This is a genomic window from Pseudomonas sp. Irchel 3A5 (assembly GCF_900187575.1).
Classification (GTDB): Bacteria; Pseudomonadota; Gammaproteobacteria; order Pseudomonadales; family Pseudomonadaceae; genus Aquipseudomonas; species Aquipseudomonas folii.
In genome coordinates this window covers 76,457-92,579 of record NZ_FYDU01000022.1, presented here as the reverse complement: position 1 = coordinate 92,579, position 16,123 = coordinate 76,457, and the positions used below count along the sequence as shown (strand labels likewise).

At 56.2% G+C, this 16,123-nt stretch carries 16 protein-coding genes; 9 read left to right on the top strand and 7 right to left on the bottom strand.

Features of this window, described 5'->3' with window-relative positions:
- The first annotated feature begins 570 nt into the window (after positions 1-570).
- Complete coding sequence (locus tag CKW31_RS27745) at positions 571-1,032, top strand: YMGG-like glycine zipper-containing protein (RefSeq protein ID WP_027899927.1); 462 nt, start codon at positions 571-573, stop codon at positions 1,030-1,032.
- Between the two features lie 57 nt (positions 1,033-1,089).
- Here CKW31_RS27745 and CKW31_RS27740 read toward each other — a convergent pair whose 3' ends face one another.
- On the bottom strand, positions 1,090-1,521 hold the full coding sequence (locus tag CKW31_RS27740) for a thioesterase family protein (RefSeq protein ID WP_095102071.1): 432 nt from the start codon (positions 1,519-1,521) through the stop codon (positions 1,090-1,092).
- Positions 1,522-1,622: 101 nt separating this feature from the next.
- Positions 1,623-3,560 carry an ATP-dependent DNA helicase RecQ gene (locus tag CKW31_RS27735; RefSeq protein ID WP_095102069.1) on the bottom strand — a complete coding sequence of 646 codons (1,938 nt, stop codon included), beginning with the start codon at positions 3,558-3,560 and terminating at the stop codon, positions 1,623-1,625.
- A gap of 183 nt (positions 3,561-3,743) precedes the next feature.
- Here CKW31_RS27735 and CKW31_RS27730 point away from each other — a divergent pair, with 183 nt between their 5' ends.
- The 4 genes from CKW31_RS27730 (at position 3,744) to CKW31_RS27715 (ending at position 7,249) form a co-directional block, all read left to right on the top strand.
- Complete coding sequence (locus CKW31_RS27730) at positions 3,744-4,559, top strand: hypothetical protein (RefSeq protein WP_095102067.1); 816 nt, start codon at positions 3,744-3,746, stop codon at positions 4,557-4,559.
- Positions 4,560-4,992: 433 nt separating this feature from the next.
- The gene (locus CKW31_RS27725; protein WP_095102065.1) at positions 4,993-6,123 is read left to right on the top strand and encodes a hypothetical protein; all 1,131 of its coding nucleotides are present in this window, start codon (positions 4,993-4,995) and stop codon (positions 6,121-6,123) included.
- Positions 6,124-6,644: 521 nt separating this feature from the next.
- The gene (locus CKW31_RS27720; protein ID WP_095102063.1) at positions 6,645-6,959 is read left to right on the top strand and encodes a type II toxin-antitoxin system RelE/ParE family toxin; all 315 of its coding nucleotides are present in this window, start codon (positions 6,645-6,647) and stop codon (positions 6,957-6,959) included.
- Positions 6,960-6,961: 2 nt separating this feature from the next.
- The gene (locus CKW31_RS27715) at positions 6,962-7,249 is read left to right on the top strand and encodes a DNA-binding transcriptional regulator (protein WP_095102061.1); all 288 of its coding nucleotides are present in this window, start codon (positions 6,962-6,964) and stop codon (positions 7,247-7,249) included.
- Positions 7,250-7,304: 55 nt separating this feature from the next.
- On the opposite strand, the gene CKW31_RS27710 is transcribed toward CKW31_RS27715, so the two are convergent.
- The 3 genes from CKW31_RS27710 to hslO form a co-directional block, all read right to left on the bottom strand.
- Positions 7,305-7,547, bottom strand: coding sequence for a DUF6124 family protein (locus CKW31_RS27710; protein ID WP_246475282.1), 243 nt, complete (start codon positions 7,545-7,547; stop codon positions 7,305-7,307).
- Positions 7,548-8,123: 576 nt separating this feature from the next.
- Entirely contained in the window at positions 8,124-9,665 is a 1,542-nt protein-coding gene (locus CKW31_RS27705) for a phosphoenolpyruvate carboxykinase (protein WP_095102059.1), read from the bottom strand.
- A gap of 178 nt (positions 9,666-9,843) precedes the next feature.
- Entirely contained in the window at positions 9,844-10,737 is an 894-nt protein-coding gene (gene hslO / locus CKW31_RS27700) for an Hsp33 family molecular chaperone HslO (RefSeq protein ID WP_095102057.1), read from the bottom strand.
- 101 nt (positions 10,738-10,838) lie between these two features.
- Between hslO and CKW31_RS27695 the strand changes: the two genes are divergently transcribed.
- Positions 10,839-11,639, top strand: coding sequence for a phosphatase PAP2 family protein (locus tag CKW31_RS27695; RefSeq protein ID WP_095102055.1), 801 nt, complete (start codon positions 10,839-10,841; stop codon positions 11,637-11,639).
- 193 nt (positions 11,640-11,832) lie between these two features.
- On the opposite strand, the gene CKW31_RS27690 is transcribed toward CKW31_RS27695, so the two are convergent.
- Positions 11,833-12,237 (bottom strand): RNA-binding S4 domain-containing protein, encoded by a 405-nt coding sequence (locus tag CKW31_RS27690; protein ID WP_087271883.1) that lies wholly within the window; start codon positions 12,235-12,237, stop codon positions 11,833-11,835.
- A 117-nt stretch (positions 12,238-12,354) separates the two neighbouring features.
- Between CKW31_RS27690 and CKW31_RS27685 the strand changes: the two genes are divergently transcribed.
- From CKW31_RS27685 to rimK, 3 genes are read left to right on the top strand one after another with little or no spacing between them, the layout of a single operon-like run.
- Positions 12,355-13,137, top strand: coding sequence for an EAL domain-containing protein (locus tag CKW31_RS27685; RefSeq protein WP_095102053.1), 783 nt, complete (start codon positions 12,355-12,357; stop codon positions 13,135-13,137).
- Between the two features lie 49 nt (positions 13,138-13,186).
- On the top strand, positions 13,187-13,636 hold the full coding sequence (locus tag CKW31_RS27680; RefSeq protein WP_176470003.1) for an ATP-dependent zinc protease: 450 nt from the start codon (positions 13,187-13,189) through the stop codon (positions 13,634-13,636).
- Positions 13,633-14,538, top strand: a complete 906-nt coding sequence (rimK, locus tag CKW31_RS27675; protein ID WP_020293260.1) for a 30S ribosomal protein S6--L-glutamate ligase — start codon at positions 13,633-13,635, stop codon at positions 14,536-14,538. Before CKW31_RS27680 ends, rimK begins: the two co-directional genes overlap by 4 nt.
- Before the next feature lie 198 nt (positions 14,539-14,736).
- Here rimK and CKW31_RS27670 read toward each other — a convergent pair whose 3' ends face one another.
- On the bottom strand, positions 14,737-16,059 hold the full coding sequence (locus CKW31_RS27670) for an ATP-binding protein (RefSeq protein ID WP_095102051.1): 1,323 nt from the start codon (positions 16,057-16,059) through the stop codon (positions 14,737-14,739).
- Positions 16,060-16,123: the final 64 nt, after the last annotated feature.

Genomic DNA, 16,123 nt, shown 5'->3' with positions numbered 1-16,123 from the left:
TGTTCGAAGAGGTTTTTTATGTTGATGCACGCAGATGTCGAGGGTGGCTTTGCTCACATCGATGCCAATGCCAATGCAGGTCATCACGATCTCCGTTAATCTGGGTAGGTCGAGAGTCTCTCCTCACCTGCCCAGCCTTATCTTCGAGTGCAACCTCGGGCAACTGTACGGGCGTGTGTGAGGAGATATCGACGTGGAGACCTTGCTACAGAACGATCGGCTAAATCGAGGAGCGAGCGGTCGTCCACGTCGACTCTCGGCACCTAATCTGACAGATCGCTAACAGATAAGGAGCTGCCGCAGGCTGCGAATCCCGTTGTGTCAGTGATGATGCAATCGCAGCCTGCGGCAGCTCCTACAGAAGCCTTTTCAAACGCACAAAAAAAGGCCCGTTTCGCGAGAAACGGGCCTTGATCAAGTAAGCTCAGACTGCCAATCACGACTTAAGTTCCTTAGCAAAAACAGTAACTTAGGTATTTGTGTACCAGTCGTGTTACTCGTCGGATTTGCGTTGCCACAATCCCGGCAGAACCTCAGCATCGGCGCCGTCATCCCTTTGAGGTTCATTGCATGAAGTATTCCTCGATTCTGTTGTTGTCACTCACTCTGGCCAGTGGTCTCGCCTCAGCAGGCGGTACGGTTGAGTCGGGTGTGGGCGGTGCATTGGGTGGGGTACTCGGTTCCGTTGTCGGCCAACAACTGGGCGGCAACACAGGTGCAGCGATTGGCGCAGGCCTGGGTGGCGCAGGTGGCGCGGCCGTGGGTGCCGACCGTCGCAGCCGTACAGAAGCAGCCATTGGCGGCGGTCTGGGCGCTGCAGGCGGTAACGTCATCGGTCGCAGCGTAGGCGGCAGCACTGGCAGCCTTGTCGGCGCAGCGGCAGGCGGTGGCGCTGGTGGTGCACTGGGTAACTACATGGGCAACGAAAGCCGCGCCGATGATCGTGATAACCGTCGCTATCGTGGTGACCGTGGTCCGCGCGGACACGCGCATGGCCACCGGAAAAACAAACATCACTACCGTCATCGTTAAGTGACGTGTTTGACCTGACAAGCACACTGGCCGCCCATGAAGCGGCCAGTGTTGTTTTCAGACCACTAAAATCTGCAACGCCTCGCGCAGCGTGTCAGGGATGGATACCGGCAGATTGGACCCCCGATCCACAAACACATGAACAAAGCGCCCAGCCGCACAAGCCTCGTCTTCGCCAACCTTGAACACCGCCAGCTCGTACTGCACAGAGCTATTGCCCAGCTTCGCAACCCGCAAACCGACTTCGATCAAGTCAGGGTAAGCAATCGACGCGAAGTAATCGCACGACGAACTCACCACAAAGCCCACCACCGAACCGTCATGAATATCCAGCCCACCGCGCTCGATCAGGTAGGTATTCACTGTGCTGTCGAAAAAGCTGTAATAGGTCACGTTGTTCACATGGCCGTAGATGTCGTTGTCGTGCCAGCGGGTGGTGATGGGCTGAAAGTGGCGGTAGTCGGCGCGTTGCGGGGTTGTGTGGGTCATGGAGTTCTCTTGTCGTAAGTTGGCATCTGTAGGAGCTGCCGAAGGCTGCGAAGACTGTTTGTCAGACACACCGCGCTCGCAGCCTTCGGCAGCTCCTACAACTATTCAGAGTGGATATTAACCCGCACCCAATCCCTCACCGCCGCATACGGATAATCCTCCAGCTGACCAAAGCCCGGTATCCCTCGCGCCTTGAGTTTGGTGAACAACGGCACGCTGATGCCGCACAGGAAGCGAGTCACGCAGTCGGCACTCGGGACGTGGTCTCTGTAATCCTGATGCTTGAGGATGAACTCACCGCACAATTGCTCGAAACTCTGTGCTTCAAGGGGTGCCAACGCCGGTGGCTCCGGTAACCGCGCGACGTGCCCGGCACAGACTGAACAATGCCCGCAGCGCCGAGGGGCTTTGTGATCACCAAAGTAATCCGCCAGCCGACCGCTTAAGCATTGCTCGCTGGCAAACAGCTCAAGCATCGCGTGGATCCGCTTCACTTCCGAGGTTTCATGCTCGCTGAAATACTCATGCAGCTCGACGCTCAGCGCCTGAACATCAAAATCGGTGACCAGCAGGCTGTACACCTCAGTCATCTGCTTACTTTCGAGCTCGATCCAGCCTTTCTCCTGAAAGTAATCCAGCGCCGTCACGACCCGTCCACGCTCAGCCTGATACTGCTGATACATCGCATCGAAATCCACAGTCGCCCAGGTGCGCGCCCGTGCGGACGTCGCAACCAAAGCTTCGACAAATTGCCGACGCTCCCCTTCGAAACGCTGCACAAGCGCCTCCGGCTCGATCAAAAACTTGAAACGGTATTCCGCAAAATACGCGTAGCGTGGCGCAATAATGCCGCGCAGCTCCAGTTGCACCAGCAAGGTTTTCAGTGGCAGCTGGCGAATATTGGCCTGCTCCGCCAGCGGTCCGAGTAAAAACTCCCACTGCCCTTGCGGCCCGGCATCCAGTAAATCCTCAAGGACATAACGAATGCCGAACAACTCCGGCGTGTCGCCGTAAACAAAGTTTTCCAGCACGTTGAGGCTGTCGCGATTGGCTAGTACAAGGCAATCAGACGGAGCGCCGTCACGCCCGGCGCGGCCGATTTCCTGGCTGTAGTTCTCGATGGATTTGGGCAGATCAAAATGCACCACGTTGCGGATATCGCTCTTGTCGATGCCCATGCCAAACGCAATAGTCGCCACGATGCAATTGAGCTGCCCGGCCATGAACTGCCGCTGGATCGACTCGCGCTGATCGTGAGGCAATCCGGCGTGATAGGCACTGGCTGCAATGCCGTTCTGCTCCAGATGAGCGGCTATGTATTCGGCGGTTTTTTGCAGCGTGACGTAAACGATAGTCGGCTGATCGGGCTTGGCGCCCAGCCACTCCACCAGCCGGCGACGCTTGTCCCACCCTGTCACGGGTTCGACCCACAGATTCAGGTTGGAGCGATAAAACCCTGTAGTGACTACGTCCTGCGGTTCGATGCCAAACTTGGCCTGCATGTCGTCAATCACTTGCGGCGTGGCTGTAGCAGTCAGCAACAGCGCCTGAGGGATATTGAATTCGCGCTGGTAGTCCGGCAGCTTGAGATAGTCAGGCCGAAAATTGTGGCCCCATTCAGAGATACAGTGAGCCTCGTCGACCACCAGCAAGGAAATCGGCACCTGCGAGATGAAGTGCCGAAAGCGCTCATTCTTCAGCCGCTCCACGGAAATCATCAGGATCTTGAGCTCACCCGAGCGCGCACGGGTCATGACCTGAGCAACGTCATCACGGCTCTGCGCCGAGTCGATACTGGCTGCCGAAATGCCGTGGCGCTGCAAAAACGCCAACTGGTCTTGAATCAATGCCAGCAACGGCGAGACCACCAGTGTCAGATGCGGAAGCATCAACGCGGGCAATTGATAACACAGTGACTTGCCTGACCCTGTCGGGAAAATAGCCGCCGCAGAGCGCCCCGCCAATACCGCGCTGATGGCGGCCTCCTGCCCCGGACGAAACTCTGAATACCCGAAAACATGCTCAAGACGCTTGTACATAAGCTGCCACTCCATTGACCTCGACCAAGATGCGAGACCTTAGCGCGGCCAGCCTGGTCAGAAAACAACCAAAGCATTACAAAAATGAATAAGGATACAGACAAGCCTACTAGCAAAAGGCTATTTGTACGGTTTAACCTTCGCCATCACACTCAGCTCTGCGAAAGGCGAAGGAAATAGGGAATGGAATCCAGCAGACAGCCTGACAACGATGGATCTATTCACATCCAGCGTCTGACACCCGGCAAGGTTGACGTTGTATTGGGCGCTCATCCGCGCAAACGCAGGCCTGAGCATCGGCGCAAAAGCACTGGCTATTCGAAATGGCTGATCGTGCTCGCACTGGCCGGGTTTGTCGGATATCTGCTGTTTCCCCGGACAAAACCTCAAGTTCAGCCGCTGATTGCACAACCTCTGCCCACCGTAGAGCAACCGCCGCAGGCCTTGATAGCGCCTGCGCCTCAGCCTGTTGCACCCCAGGCTCCCGAGCCTTACATCGGACCCAATGTGGTCAGACGGGAATTGCCAGCGCCGAGCGTCCAGCCTTTGGATGAATGCATGAAGAACGGCAACGTGATCGACGAAACTGTCCTCAACTGCCGCTTTGGTCAGGTTCCAAAGGCTGCCGAGCGAGAACCCGCCAAAGGCATGGTGTCATCCAGATACATGGCGGACTACAAATCTGACATCGCCCGCTCCAACACCGAACGCCCGACCAAACCCTTCAGCATCGCCAGCGTCAGCTTCAGGGCTGTGGACAGTCGCAGCCGCTATCATGCCGATTTTCGGGTGTTCAATAACCACATCGAAAACAGCAGTGTGTGCATGAACTTCAGCAAAGGCAGCGTCGAAAACCGCGAATGCCGCCGCGCCGCTGTGGTGTTCTTCAAGGAATCCTGCCAGGAGTGGACCAAACGCGCCGCCAGAGACCGGGACGAACAAAGCAAACAGACTCAGGAACGCTATTGCGAAGCGAACAGGACGTTTGAGGCGGGGTAAAACGCTGAAACGAGGTCCATTCCGTTAGGGAGCTTTGCGTCCTGTCACCCCGCGGCCCCCAAATCAAAACCGCACAGAATTCACTGACGTGGGACCGGCTTTAGCCGGGAAGAGGCCGGGACAGACGCTGAATTTTCATTAGTAGAAACACCGCCTTCCCGGCTAAAGCCGGTCCCACGTCGTCGATCAGCTTGCGGACAAGCATAGAATCTCCCACAGGTTGGCGACGATCTCGGTCTTTTGATGGGCCCGTAGGACCGGCTTTAGCCGGGAGGGCGATATTTCTGGTAAGGAAATTTGGTGAATGTCACGACGTCCTCCCGGCTAAAGCCAGTCCTACAAGATCGAATAACACCCAGTAACAAGACCCCCATGCAAAAGCAAACCTACTCATCTAGTCTGCCCCGTACTCATCAAAACACGGAGGTTTCTCATGAGTGTGTTTACTATTTTCTTTTGCGGTACAGGCTCCACCAAATATGACAATTTGAACAACAACTATTGGAATGGTGAATTAATCGCAACATTGGCCAGTAACATGGGCAATAGAGAGTTCGCCGACTGGGTTGTAATTGATGGGCCTGGCAGTGGCAATTTACAAGCTGATGAATTGTTCACTGAACCCAAAGGCTACGGTTGGACCGGGACCGCGTTTGGCAAAGGCTGGTACGAAAATGTACAACATGCAATAAATCTGACCAAAGGCAAGGCCGACTGGAAGCGGACCAAGCTGACCGAAGCCGAGTACAAGCGGTTGAAAGCGGCCGGGCTGCCGATCGATGATGTGCAAGAGCCAACGTCCTGGCTGTGGCGCCACTATGACTATGGTGACCGCAAGGTGACACCGCAAGACCTGCAGGAAAAGATCATCAAGATCTTCCGTAAAGGCGGGCTGATACCGAAACAGGTCAACCTGGTCGGCTGGAGCCGTGGCGGTGTCAGCTGCCACATGCTGGCGAATGCTATGGCGGGTGATCCGGCTCTACGTCATATCCCGGTCAATATTTTCGCGGTTGATCCGGTTCCGGGCCCTTTGAACTTCCAGCTTGAGAAGGTTTCTCTCGGGAAAAACGTTAAGGAATACGTCGGCTTTTTCGCTCGGGACGAACGATCCAAAGGTTTCTCGTGCGTTATTCCCAAGACCGATCCCGCTACCAAAGTAAGCATCTTTCCAATGGCTGGGCGTCACGCGACGCTGGTGGGTAACGCGTCGCTCAAAGGCTCCGATGGCCCCGGCTCCTTAACGGAAGCAGGCCAATTGGTCAGGCATTTCGCAGAAGTCTGCCTGACCCGCTGGGGCGCTCCGCTGAACAAAAAACTAGCCCTGTCTCCTGCACAGGTCAGTGCTCTGCATCGAAGTATTGTCATGCACGAAGCTACCTTTACCGCGATGCGCAAGTTCACCTACACCGGTCTGAGCGAACAAAACAAAAATGAACGCAATGTGAGCCATGGCGATAAGGGCACACACTTTTCGTCATTAACGGGCAAAGTATTCACGCCACAACCGGGCTTGGCAGCATCGTTGGCTAAAGGTAACGAGGCTTATAAAGATATTCACTAATAGGCTTACTTATCTGGCTTGATTTTGAAACCGCCCTTCGGGGCGGTTTTTTTGAACTCACCTTACCGTTTATTAGTACTGTCAGTGAGCCTCGACATGCAAGTGAGCGCTCAACTCAAGTGATGCTGGAGCCAACAACACAGAATCCCCGTGGGAGCGAATTCATTCGCGAAAGCGGTGTGTCAGACGCAAGTATTCTTCAGGCCTAACCCCTTCGCGAATGAATTCGCTCACACAGCTCCTGCGCCATCTCGTAGGACCGGCTTTAGCCGGGAGGACGTCAGTACATCCGCTAAAAATCCATTGCAGAAATACTGCCCTCCCGGCTAAAGCCGGTCCTACAAGGTCAATTGCGCATGAGCAAGCTTGCAGGCCATTGAGTTGGTGAATGAAAGCAACCCGCCCCGCTTTCAAACCCACAAAAAAACCGCCCCGACCGCGCATGGAAGACGATCCCCTATACAAGGTGAGGTGCGCATTCACGCTTGTAGCAGGTAAGTCAGCGGCGTACACTTGCTGGCATGATTTTTATAGAAACCCCAGTATTCACTAGGCGTGCGAAAGAACTGCTGGATGATGGTGCATTCATGATCATCCAAAAAAGCCTGGCTCTTAACCCATCGCTTGGCGACGTTATCGAAGGCACGGGCGGAATTCGAAAGCTGCGTGTAGCAGCAAAAGGGCACGGCAAAAGAGGTGGCGCCAGGGTTATCTATTACCACTTCGTTTCAGCCTCACAAATCGCCTTACTGATGATCTATCCAAAAAATGAACAGCACGACCTCACCGCTGACGAACGCAAAGCGTTGAAAGCTGTGGTCGAGCACTGGAGATAACAATGAGCAAACTCTTCGAAGAACTGATGGAGAGCGTGCAACAGATGGACGAGATCGTTCGCGGCGAACGCCAGCCATCTCGTGAATTCACCATCGACGCCATGCAGATCAAGGAAATCCGCAAAGCGACGGGCCTTTCACAAGCCAAATTTGCAGCCATCATTGATGTACAACTTGGCACGCTCAGGAACTGGGAGCAAGGCCGCCGAGAACCTACCGGCCCCGCTAAAGCGTTGCTGAAAGCCATTCACAACGACCCTGTTCATGTCCTGAATGCTTTGGCGGATTGATCTCGCGCTGTCGCGGGTAATTCACTACATTTTGCCCGCTTGGTTCATCCCGCCTCTACCTCGCCTCTACCCCTTCCAAAGAGCGCTCCACTAACGCCTGTGCCATTTCGACCAGATGCATGACCGAGAATGCCAGATCGCGTTTTCGCCCGGAAAGTTGATCGCTGGACTCATAAGCCGTGGCGGCTGCGCAACGTAAAAGGTCGCAAGCGCGTGAAAGGTTTTCTTCGATATTGATGGATAAATCAGAAGTGTTTTTAAGCATGGTGAAGGTCCAAATCTGAGCAACTGGAGCCATCACTCGCCATTTCCACACGGCAAGGGGTGGCAGCTATGTACGGGGTGGAAAACCGGTCACCAAGCACCCGGGTCAGACCGAAGTCTGCCCGCACACAGCTACCATAGAGCAATCGCCATTTATCGAGTCACTTGATGATACTTGTGCCTGGTCAAAACAGGTTTCCACACCCGACCGCTGATTTTGCAGCGACGGGAGGCAGGCTAGACCCATGATTTGGCAGGCGCAAGCGGGTTGGATTCTCTCGGAAACTTCACTCAAGAGATACAGAGCGATCCTTCGCAATCGTCACATTTTTTGTGTCGGACCGCCTAAAGCAAAGACCCAACGGCATCCCAGACGCCACCATGTCGCCAACAAAACAGAATCCCGGTGGGAGCGAGAATTAATTCGCGAAAGCGGTGTGTCAGACACACGTATTTTTCAGGACTCCCCCTTCGCGAATGAATTCGCTCCTACCGGGTATCCCGTTTCAGTCCGGACCATTGTGAGCTGGCTGATGAAAGCGACCCGCACCGCTTTCAAGCCCACAAAAAAACCGCCCCGAAGGGCGGTTTTTTGTTCAGCCAGTCCGTATTACAACTGTGGACCCGCTGCCTTGATCGCGTCGCTCACTTCGAACTTCTTGAAGTTCTCAACGAACAGGCCAGCCAAGGCTTTGGCGGCTTCGTCGTACGCAGCTTTGTCAGCCCAGGTATTACGTGGGTTGAGCAGGCCGGTTTCAACGCCCGGTACGGCCAATGGCACGTCGAGGTTGATGGTGTCGAGGTGCTCGGTAGCCGCACCGATCAACGCGCCGCTCTGGATCGCTGCAATCACGCCACGGGTAGTCGGGATGTTGAAGCGCTTGCCAACGCCGTAGCCGCCGCCAGTCCAGCCGGTGTTAACCAGGTAGACCTTGGAACCGAAGCCGCGGATACGCTTGATCAGCAGCTCCGCGTATTCGCCAGCCGGACGCGGGAAGAACGGAGCGCCGAAGCAGGTGGAGAACGTCGACTTGATGCCGCTGCCCGAACCCATTTCAGTGGAGCCAACCAGTGCGGTGTAACCCGACAGGAAGTGGTAAGCCGCTTGCTCTTCGCTGAGGATCGACACTGGCGGCAGTACACCGGTCAGGTCGCAGGTCAGGAAGATCACAGCGTTTGGCTCGCCACCGAGGTTTTTCTCGGAACGCTTTTCAACGTGCTCAAGCGGGTAAGCCGCGCGGCTGTTCTGGGTCAGGCTGCCATCGGCGTAATCGGCCTTTTTGGCGTCGTCCAGGACAACGTTTTCCAGCACTGCGCCGTGCTTGATGGCTTTCCAGATAACAGGCTCGTTCTTCTCGGACAGGTCGATGCACTTGGCATAGCAACCGCCTTCGATGTTGAACACTACGCCTTCGCCCCAGCCGTGCTCGTCGTCACCGATCAGGTAACGGCTTTCATCAGCAGACAGTGTGGTTTTGCCGGTACCGGACAGGCCGAAGAACAGGGTGACGTCACCCTCTTCGCCGATGTTGGCCGCGCAGTGCATTGGCAGCACGTCAGAAGCCGGCAGCAGGAAGTTCTGCACCGAGAACATCGCTTTCTTCATCTCACCGGCGTAACGCATGCCAGCGATCAATACTTTCTTTTGCGCGAAGTTGATGATCACGCAACCGTCTGAGTTGGTGCCGTCACGCTCTGGGACGCATTCGAAGTTGGCAACGTTCAGGACCTGCCACTCTTGACGACCCGCCGGGTTGTACTGAGCCGGGTTGATGAAGAGGCAGCGACCGAACATGTTCTGCCAGGCAGTCTGGGTGGTCATCTTCACAGCAAGGTAGTGGTCTTCAGCAGCGCCTACATGCACGTGAGAAACAAAATGCTCTTGTGCGTTGTTGAACGCTTGAACGCGATCCCACAAAGCATCGAATTTGTCAGACGGGAACTTGCGGTTGATCGGGCCCCAGGCGATTGCGTCCTGAGTGCTTGGCTCTTCAACGATGAAACGATCGACCGGCGAACGGCCAGTACGATGGCCTGTTCTCACAACCAGAGCGCCAGTGTCGGAAAGTTCGCCTTCGCCGCGGGCAAGCGCTTGCTTGACCAGGTCGTCGATGCTCAGATCGGTGTACACAGCGTTGTTGGTTTGAGTCATGAGGGTCCCCGTCGGCCAGTGGCCGAGTGCTCCAAACGGTTTTGTAGTAAAAAAACAACCACTACTACAGCGGAAAAGTGGGCCGGATTATGCCAGAAAAGCCCAAGAATGGTAGGCCTCCCGTCAGAACCGCCTCACCGCTGCCCACAGCATGTAGTGAGGCGAAATCCGTGCTTGATTAGTGGCGCGTATCAGATGGCGAGTCGACTCCACCTCCAGCGAAGAGCTGAGCGATATCAGTGGCATCGAAAAGATAGCGCTGATTGCAGAACTGGCAGTCGATTTCGACGCTGCCACCATGCTCAATAACCAGTTGCTGCGCATCTTCCAGTCCAAGACTGACCAGCGCATTGGCCGAACGTTCCCGGGAGCAGCTGCAGCGGAAACACAGTGGCTGAATTTCAAACATCCTTACCGGGTCCTGGTGGAACAGCCTGTGAAGCACTGTTTCGTTGTCCAGACTCAGCAATTCCTCGGCCGTCAGGGTACTGGCGAGCGTGGTGACATGCTCCCAGGTAGCATCGCGCTCTTCAGGATCGGTCTGATGTGCCACTGGCAATTGTTGCAGCAGCAAGCCTCGTGCGCGGTGCCCGTCAGCCTTGAGCCAGAAGCGTGTGCCCAGTTGCTCGGACATCACGAAGTAGCTCGACAGGCTTTCAGAAAGGTCAACGCCATCCAGAGCGACGATGCCCTGGTAGCGCTTGCCTTTGCGCGGATCGATGGTCATGGCCAGAGAGCCGTCAGGCATCAGGTCCTGCAGACCGGCACCCGGCGTGACAAGTGCCTCGTCATAACGAGCAATGCCGCGCAGCTCGCGCTCACTGGAGCACTCAACCATCAACAGTGGAACAGCACCGCTGGAGCGCGCCTGGAGAATCAGCAAACCTTCGAACTTCAGGGTGCCCACCAACAACGCTGCAGCGGCCAAAAGCTCGCCGAGCAGTTGCGCGACCGGCTCCGGATACGGATGTTTGGCCAAGACCTCGGCATAGCTGCGCTCAAGCGCGACCAGCTCACCGCGAACATCGCTTTCGTCAAAAATGAAGCGCTGGGAGTACTCGATATCAGTCATGGGGAAGGTATCTGAATTGATGACAAATTGATGACAAGCGTCTATAAAGCGCCGTTTAAAGCGCTCCAGGCGCGTACTGCCATGTAGATAAGGGCCATTTTATGGGCTATCCCACACTCTTCCAAGCGAAGTGGAACATCAGCCGACTCGTGCTGTGCAATTTGATCGCCCTTGGGTTACTGGGCATCTGGATGTGGCCAACCGGCCATGCCCTGTTAAACCAGTTTGATGAAGGGCTGTTTCATTTGCTCAATCAGCCTCTTGAACAAAACGTAGTGTGGCGGTCCATGTGGACAGTTGCCAGTATGCGTCCTTTCGATGCCGTGGTCGGCTTGATCCTGCTGTGCTTGCTGATTAAAGGTGACTGGGTCTTCAAAACCATTCAAGTGCGTGCAGCGCTATTTGGATTCGTTTCGATCCTGCTCTTGCTGTTGATCATTCGCACGCTGTTTTCCAAGTGGCTGGATCATTCGAGCCTGCAACATGACAGCCCGTCCATGGTGCTGGAAGGCGCGATTCGCTTGAGCGAAATGTACCCTCATCTGGAAAAGGCCTGGGAACTCAAGGACCGCTCCAGCCAAAGCTTCCCTGGCGATCATGCGTCGGTGCTGTTGATCTGGGCGATGTTCATGACGGTGTTCAGCCGCACTCTCGTTCAGCGCGTTGTGATCTGGGGGCTGGCACTTCTTTTCATGATGCCGCGCCTGGTGGCGGGTGCTCACTGGGGGCAGGACGACTATATCGGCGGCGTGTTGATCGCTCTGCTCGCGTTGGGCTGGGGTTATTACACACCGTTTGCAGCAGGGATGAGTAATTTCTGGCTGAAGGTTACATCGCCGATTTTCACGCTGTTTGAGAAGTTACCGGTGGTGAACCGCATCAGTGTCGTACGCGGGGATTGAACTGATCACTCAACCCCTGCGGGAGCGGTGCTTGCCCGCGATAAGGCTGGATGCGATTCAGGATAGACGCGGTGTTCTTATCGCGGGCAAGCACCGCTCCCACAGGATCTACGCGATTCGCAGGACCGGCGTCTCTTCGCTAGAAATACCGCTCTCCCGGCTAAAGCCGGTCCTACGGGTTCACGAGGTTCACTTATTCGCGCACCGCTCCACGAAAATCGAACAATTGCCGGCGCTGCTTCTTGGTGGGCTTGCCGTCGGTAGTCACACCCAGATTCCCGGCCTTGCGTTGCGCGGCTTCATTTTCACGCTTGGTAATACTCTCGGGCGTCTCGCTGTAAAGCGCTTGGGCCTCCGGCGCGCCGCGGCGGACAATCGACAGGGCCTCAACAACGACCGTACGCTCATCGAAGCCTGTACGAATCTGAAACTGATCACCGATGCGCGGTTCTTTGCCCGGCTTGCAACGCTCGCCACGGCAGTGCACCTTACCACTTTCAATTGCCGTTTTTGCCAAGGCACGAGTCTTGTAGAAACGGGCCGCCCATAGCCATTTATCCAGGCGGACTTTATCGTCTTCCTCTGACTTTTGAGCCATATGAATTCCTCAATCAGGTCGTAGTCAGACTGTACTACGGCACGCACCGCGTGCTGCAAGCGTTTGCGACGATCTGCAACCCTGGCTCTTTCCAAAACCTTATACATGGAACGTGATATGACTGAGTTCCCCCCGTCATTGACCTCACCCGCCAGCGGCTGCGACGGTTGCAGAAACAGCCCCGATCTGGACTTCTCTTTCGCCTTTGCCTATCAGCCTATCGTTGACCTGCGCGACCAGTCGGTTTTTGCGCACGAAGCACTGGTGCGTGGCATCAATGGCGAAGGTGCGTTTTCGGTCTTGAACCAGGTCACGGACAAGAACCGCTATCGCTTCGACCAGTTGTGCCGGACCCACGCCATCGCGGGGGCTGCTGCGTTGCAGATGCAAGAGCGGCTTTCGATCAACTTTCTGCCCAATGCGGTTTATCGACCCGAGTTGTGCATCCGCAGCACGCTTGAGGCTGCGCGTCAGCATGACTTTCCGCTGGACCGGCTGATCTTCGAAACGATTGAAAGCGAGCACGTCGATAACAATCGCCACCTGACCAATATTCTGCGTGAATACCGCCAATTCGGTTTCATGACGGCCATTGACGATTTCGGCGCCGGATACTCGGGCCTGACCCTGCTCGCCGACTTTCAGCCGGACCTGATAAAACTCGACATGCAATTAATCAGAGATATTCACCGCGACCGGCCGCGTCAGGCTATCGTTCGCGGGGTTGTCACAATGTGTGCGGAGTTAGGGGTTACAGTCATTGCCGAAGGCATCGAATGTGCCGAAGAGCGGGACTTCCTCGCAGACTGCGGGATTTACCTGATGCAAGGTTACTGGTTCGCCAGACCTGCATTCAAAGCATTGGCCCAGATCGATTCAGGGGTCTGGCAGAAAGCATAAGAAGTACGGAAATTCATTGAAAACATTTGATCATCTGACAGTCATCGGCCTGCGTGAGTGGGTGGCGCTGCCCGATCTTGGGGTGGCAGGCCTGCGGGCGAAAATTGATACCGGTGCGAGCACCTCAAGCCTGCACGCCACCGAGATCGAGCCTTTCGAACGCGACGGCCAGAAGTGGGTTCGTTTCAACGCCCATCTGGGCACTGTGGTCCAGTTGCGCCATCGCCGTTGCGAAGCGCTGCTGGTCGCCATGAAAACCATAAAAAGCTCCAACGGTCACGCGCAGGTCCGCTATGTCATTCGCACCACCCTGGCTTTGGGTGATCGCGTCTGGCCTGTGGAATTCACGCTGGCCTGCCGCAAAGCAATGCGCTATCGCTTGCTACTCGGCTCCAACGCCTTGATCGATGGCCAACTGGTCGTCAATCCGGGCATTACTTACGTTCAGGACAAACCGGTTTTCCCGGTCTCGACTACCTCTGCCACAGGTGCTGCATGAAGATCGCTGTGCTTTCGCGTAACCCGCGTTTGTATTCAACCCGTCGTCTGGTCGAAGCTGGTATTGAACGTGGCCATGAGATGGTGGTGATCGACACCCTGCGTGCCTACATGAATATCGCCAGCCACAAGCCGCAGATCCACTATCGCGGCAAACCGCTGGAGGGCTTTGATGCGGTGATCCCGCGGATCGGTGCTTCAGTGACTTTTTATGGCTGCGCTGTGTTGCGTCAGTTCGAAATGATGGGCGTTTTCCCGCTCAACGAATCGGTAGCTATCGCTCGTTCGCGGGACAAACTGCGCTCGCTGCAACTGCTCTCGCGTCGCGGGATCGGTTTGCCGGTGACAGGCTTTGCTCACTCACCGGACGATATCCCCGACCTGATCCAGATGGTCAACGGCGCACCGTTGGTGATCAAGGTGCTGGAAGGTACTCAGGGCATTGGCGTGGTGCTGTGCGAAACAGCCACTGCGGCTGAATCGGTAATCGAGGCGTTCATGGGCCTCAAGCAAGACATCATGGTTCAGGAGTACATCAAGGAAGCGGGTGGCGCGGATATCCGCTGCTTCGTGGTCGGTGACAAGGTCATTGCTTCGATGAAGCGCCAGGCCAAACCCGGCGAATTCCGCTCCAATCTGCACCGTGGCGGCAGCGCCAGTCTGATCAAGATCACTCCCGAGGAGCGCATGACCGCCATCCGCGCCGCCAAGGTCATGGGCCTGAGCGTCGCCGGTGTCGATATCCTGCGCTCCAATCACGGCCCGCTGGTGATGGAGGTCAATTCGTCACCAGGGCTGGAAGGCATCGAAGTGACTACCAGCAAAGACGTGGCCGGGATGATCATTGAGTATCTGGAGAAAAACAGCGGCCCGCATATGACGCGGACCAAAGGGAAAGGCTAAACCCAGGTCTTTTGCTGCCCAGTGGGAGCTGGATCACTGATGACGTGGGACCGGCTTCAGCCGGGAAGAGGCCGGTGCAGACACTGAATCTTCATCTGCCGAAATACCGCCTTCCCGGCTAAAGCCGGTCCCACGTCGTCAATCAGCTTGCGGACAAATATGGAATCTCCAACAGGAGACAGATTGAGTTGGCCGTTTTTAAACCGCCCCTCTCGGCAGCATCAGCCCTAAAGGCAGGCGCACTCGCGCTTCCAGGCCACCGCCCGAACGATTGCGCAATTCGACGTTGCCGCCGTGCATCGCTGCAATCCGCTTGACGATCGCCAACCCCAGCCCCGTGCCCTTGCCACTTCGGGCACGATCACCGCGAATGAACGGGTTGAAAATCACCTCAAGCTCCGACGGGTCAATCCCGGTTCCACGGTCCAGAACGCTCAGCACCACGTAAGGCGCACTGGTATCGCCGGACACATAAGCCGCAACCTCAATGCCATTGCCTGCGTGGTGCATGGCATTGCCAATCAGGTTGGTGAGCAATCGCTTCATTGAAACGCGTCGCAACGGGAATGGCGGAATCGGCTCAAGGCAAAGGCGGATCTGCTCTTCAGGATTCTCCGGATTGTTGAACGGGGCAACTACATCACGCACCAGCTCACTGAGGTCCACCTCTTCGATTTCTTCATCGCGCCCATCGCGGATGAACGCCAGGAATTGATCGAGAATGGCGTCCATGTCTTCAATGTCGCGAACCATGCCTTCAGTGAGTTCGTTTTCGCCCTTCATCAACTCCAGCGACAAGCGCAAGCGGGTCAACGGTGTTCGCAGGTCATGGGAAACACCCGCCAGCATCAATTCTCGCTCCTGCCCGGCCTGTTCGACGTCCTCGGCCATCTGGTTGAACGCGCGGTATACCTCGGTCATTTCACTGGGCGTATCGCTGACCGGCAGACGCACGCTGCGCCCCTGCCCTAACTGCCTGGCGGCGAACACCAGCCGCTTTAGGGGCTGATTGAGTTGTCGGACGAAGATCCACGCCGAGGCTGTGGATAACAGCCCGATGGCGAGGAACCAGCCCAGCACGCTCCAGATTTTCTGACCACGCAGTGGGTGCGGGTACAGCGGCACTTTCAACCAGCCATCGCCCAGGCTTGGTGCCCGGACCCACAATGCTGGTGGCGCGTGCACACGCAGACGGACTTCAGTGTCCGCGCCCAGCTCGGCCTGCATCTGGCGCTGATAGATTTCGCTGTAGGGCCAATGCTGCTCACCTTCCGGAACACCGCCGCCCACCACGCGGATCAGCCCTGCCGCATCGGCAATCGCCTCCCGGTCATTCTCGTTGGCTGCCCAATAAGCGCGCAGGGTTAGCGCGACACCGTGGCTGTATTGCCTGTCGACCAGCACGTCCTCGTTCATCAACAGATAAACCAGGGTCAGCGCCTTGGAGAACAGCACGACGATGAGCACCAGCCAAAGAGTGCGAGAGAAGAAGCTTTGCGGGAACCAGAGCGGGGTTTTCATAGTTGCAGCTATACACTTTGCAGGAGCGAGCCAGGCTCGCAGGTTTGCGAAACGCGAACGACAA

Coding starts and splice junctions, on each gene's coding strand:
- CKW31_RS27745 (WP_027899927.1), top strand. CDS start 571: ATGAAGTATTCCTCGATTCTGTTGTTGTCACTCACTCTGGCCAGTGGT.
- CKW31_RS27740 (WP_095102071.1), bottom strand. CDS start 1,521: ATGACCCACACAACCCCGCAACGCGCCGACTACCGCCACTTTCAGCCC.
- CKW31_RS27735 (WP_095102069.1), bottom strand. CDS start 3,560: ATGTACAAGCGTCTTGAGCATGTTTTCGGGTATTCAGAGTTTCGTCCG.
- CKW31_RS27730 (WP_095102067.1), top strand. CDS start 3,744: ATGGAATCCAGCAGACAGCCTGACAACGATGGATCTATTCACATCCAG.
- CKW31_RS27725 (WP_095102065.1), top strand. CDS start 4,993: ATGAGTGTGTTTACTATTTTCTTTTGCGGTACAGGCTCCACCAAATAT.
- CKW31_RS27720 (WP_095102063.1), top strand. CDS start 6,645: ATGATTTTTATAGAAACCCCAGTATTCACTAGGCGTGCGAAAGAACTG.
- CKW31_RS27715 (WP_095102061.1), top strand. CDS start 6,962: ATGAGCAAACTCTTCGAAGAACTGATGGAGAGCGTGCAACAGATGGAC.
- CKW31_RS27710 (WP_246475282.1), bottom strand. CDS start 7,547: ATGGCTCCAGTTGCTCAGATTTGGACCTTCACCATGCTTAAAAACACT.
- CKW31_RS27705 (WP_095102059.1), bottom strand. CDS start 9,665: ATGACTCAAACCAACAACGCTGTGTACACCGATCTGAGCATCGACGAC.
- hslO (WP_095102057.1), bottom strand. CDS start 10,737: ATGACTGATATCGAGTACTCCCAGCGCTTCATTTTTGACGAAAGCGAT.
- CKW31_RS27695 (WP_095102055.1), top strand. CDS start 10,839: ATGGGCTATCCCACACTCTTCCAAGCGAAGTGGAACATCAGCCGACTC.
- CKW31_RS27690 (WP_087271883.1), bottom strand. CDS start 12,237: ATGGCTCAAAAGTCAGAGGAAGACGATAAAGTCCGCCTGGATAAATGG.
- CKW31_RS27685 (WP_095102053.1), top strand. CDS start 12,355: ATGACTGAGTTCCCCCCGTCATTGACCTCACCCGCCAGCGGCTGCGAC.
- rimK (WP_020293260.1), top strand. CDS start 13,633: ATGAAGATCGCTGTGCTTTCGCGTAACCCGCGTTTGTATTCAACCCGT.
- CKW31_RS27670 (WP_095102051.1), bottom strand. CDS start 16,059: ATGAAAACCCCGCTCTGGTTCCCGCAAAGCTTCTTCTCTCGCACTCTT.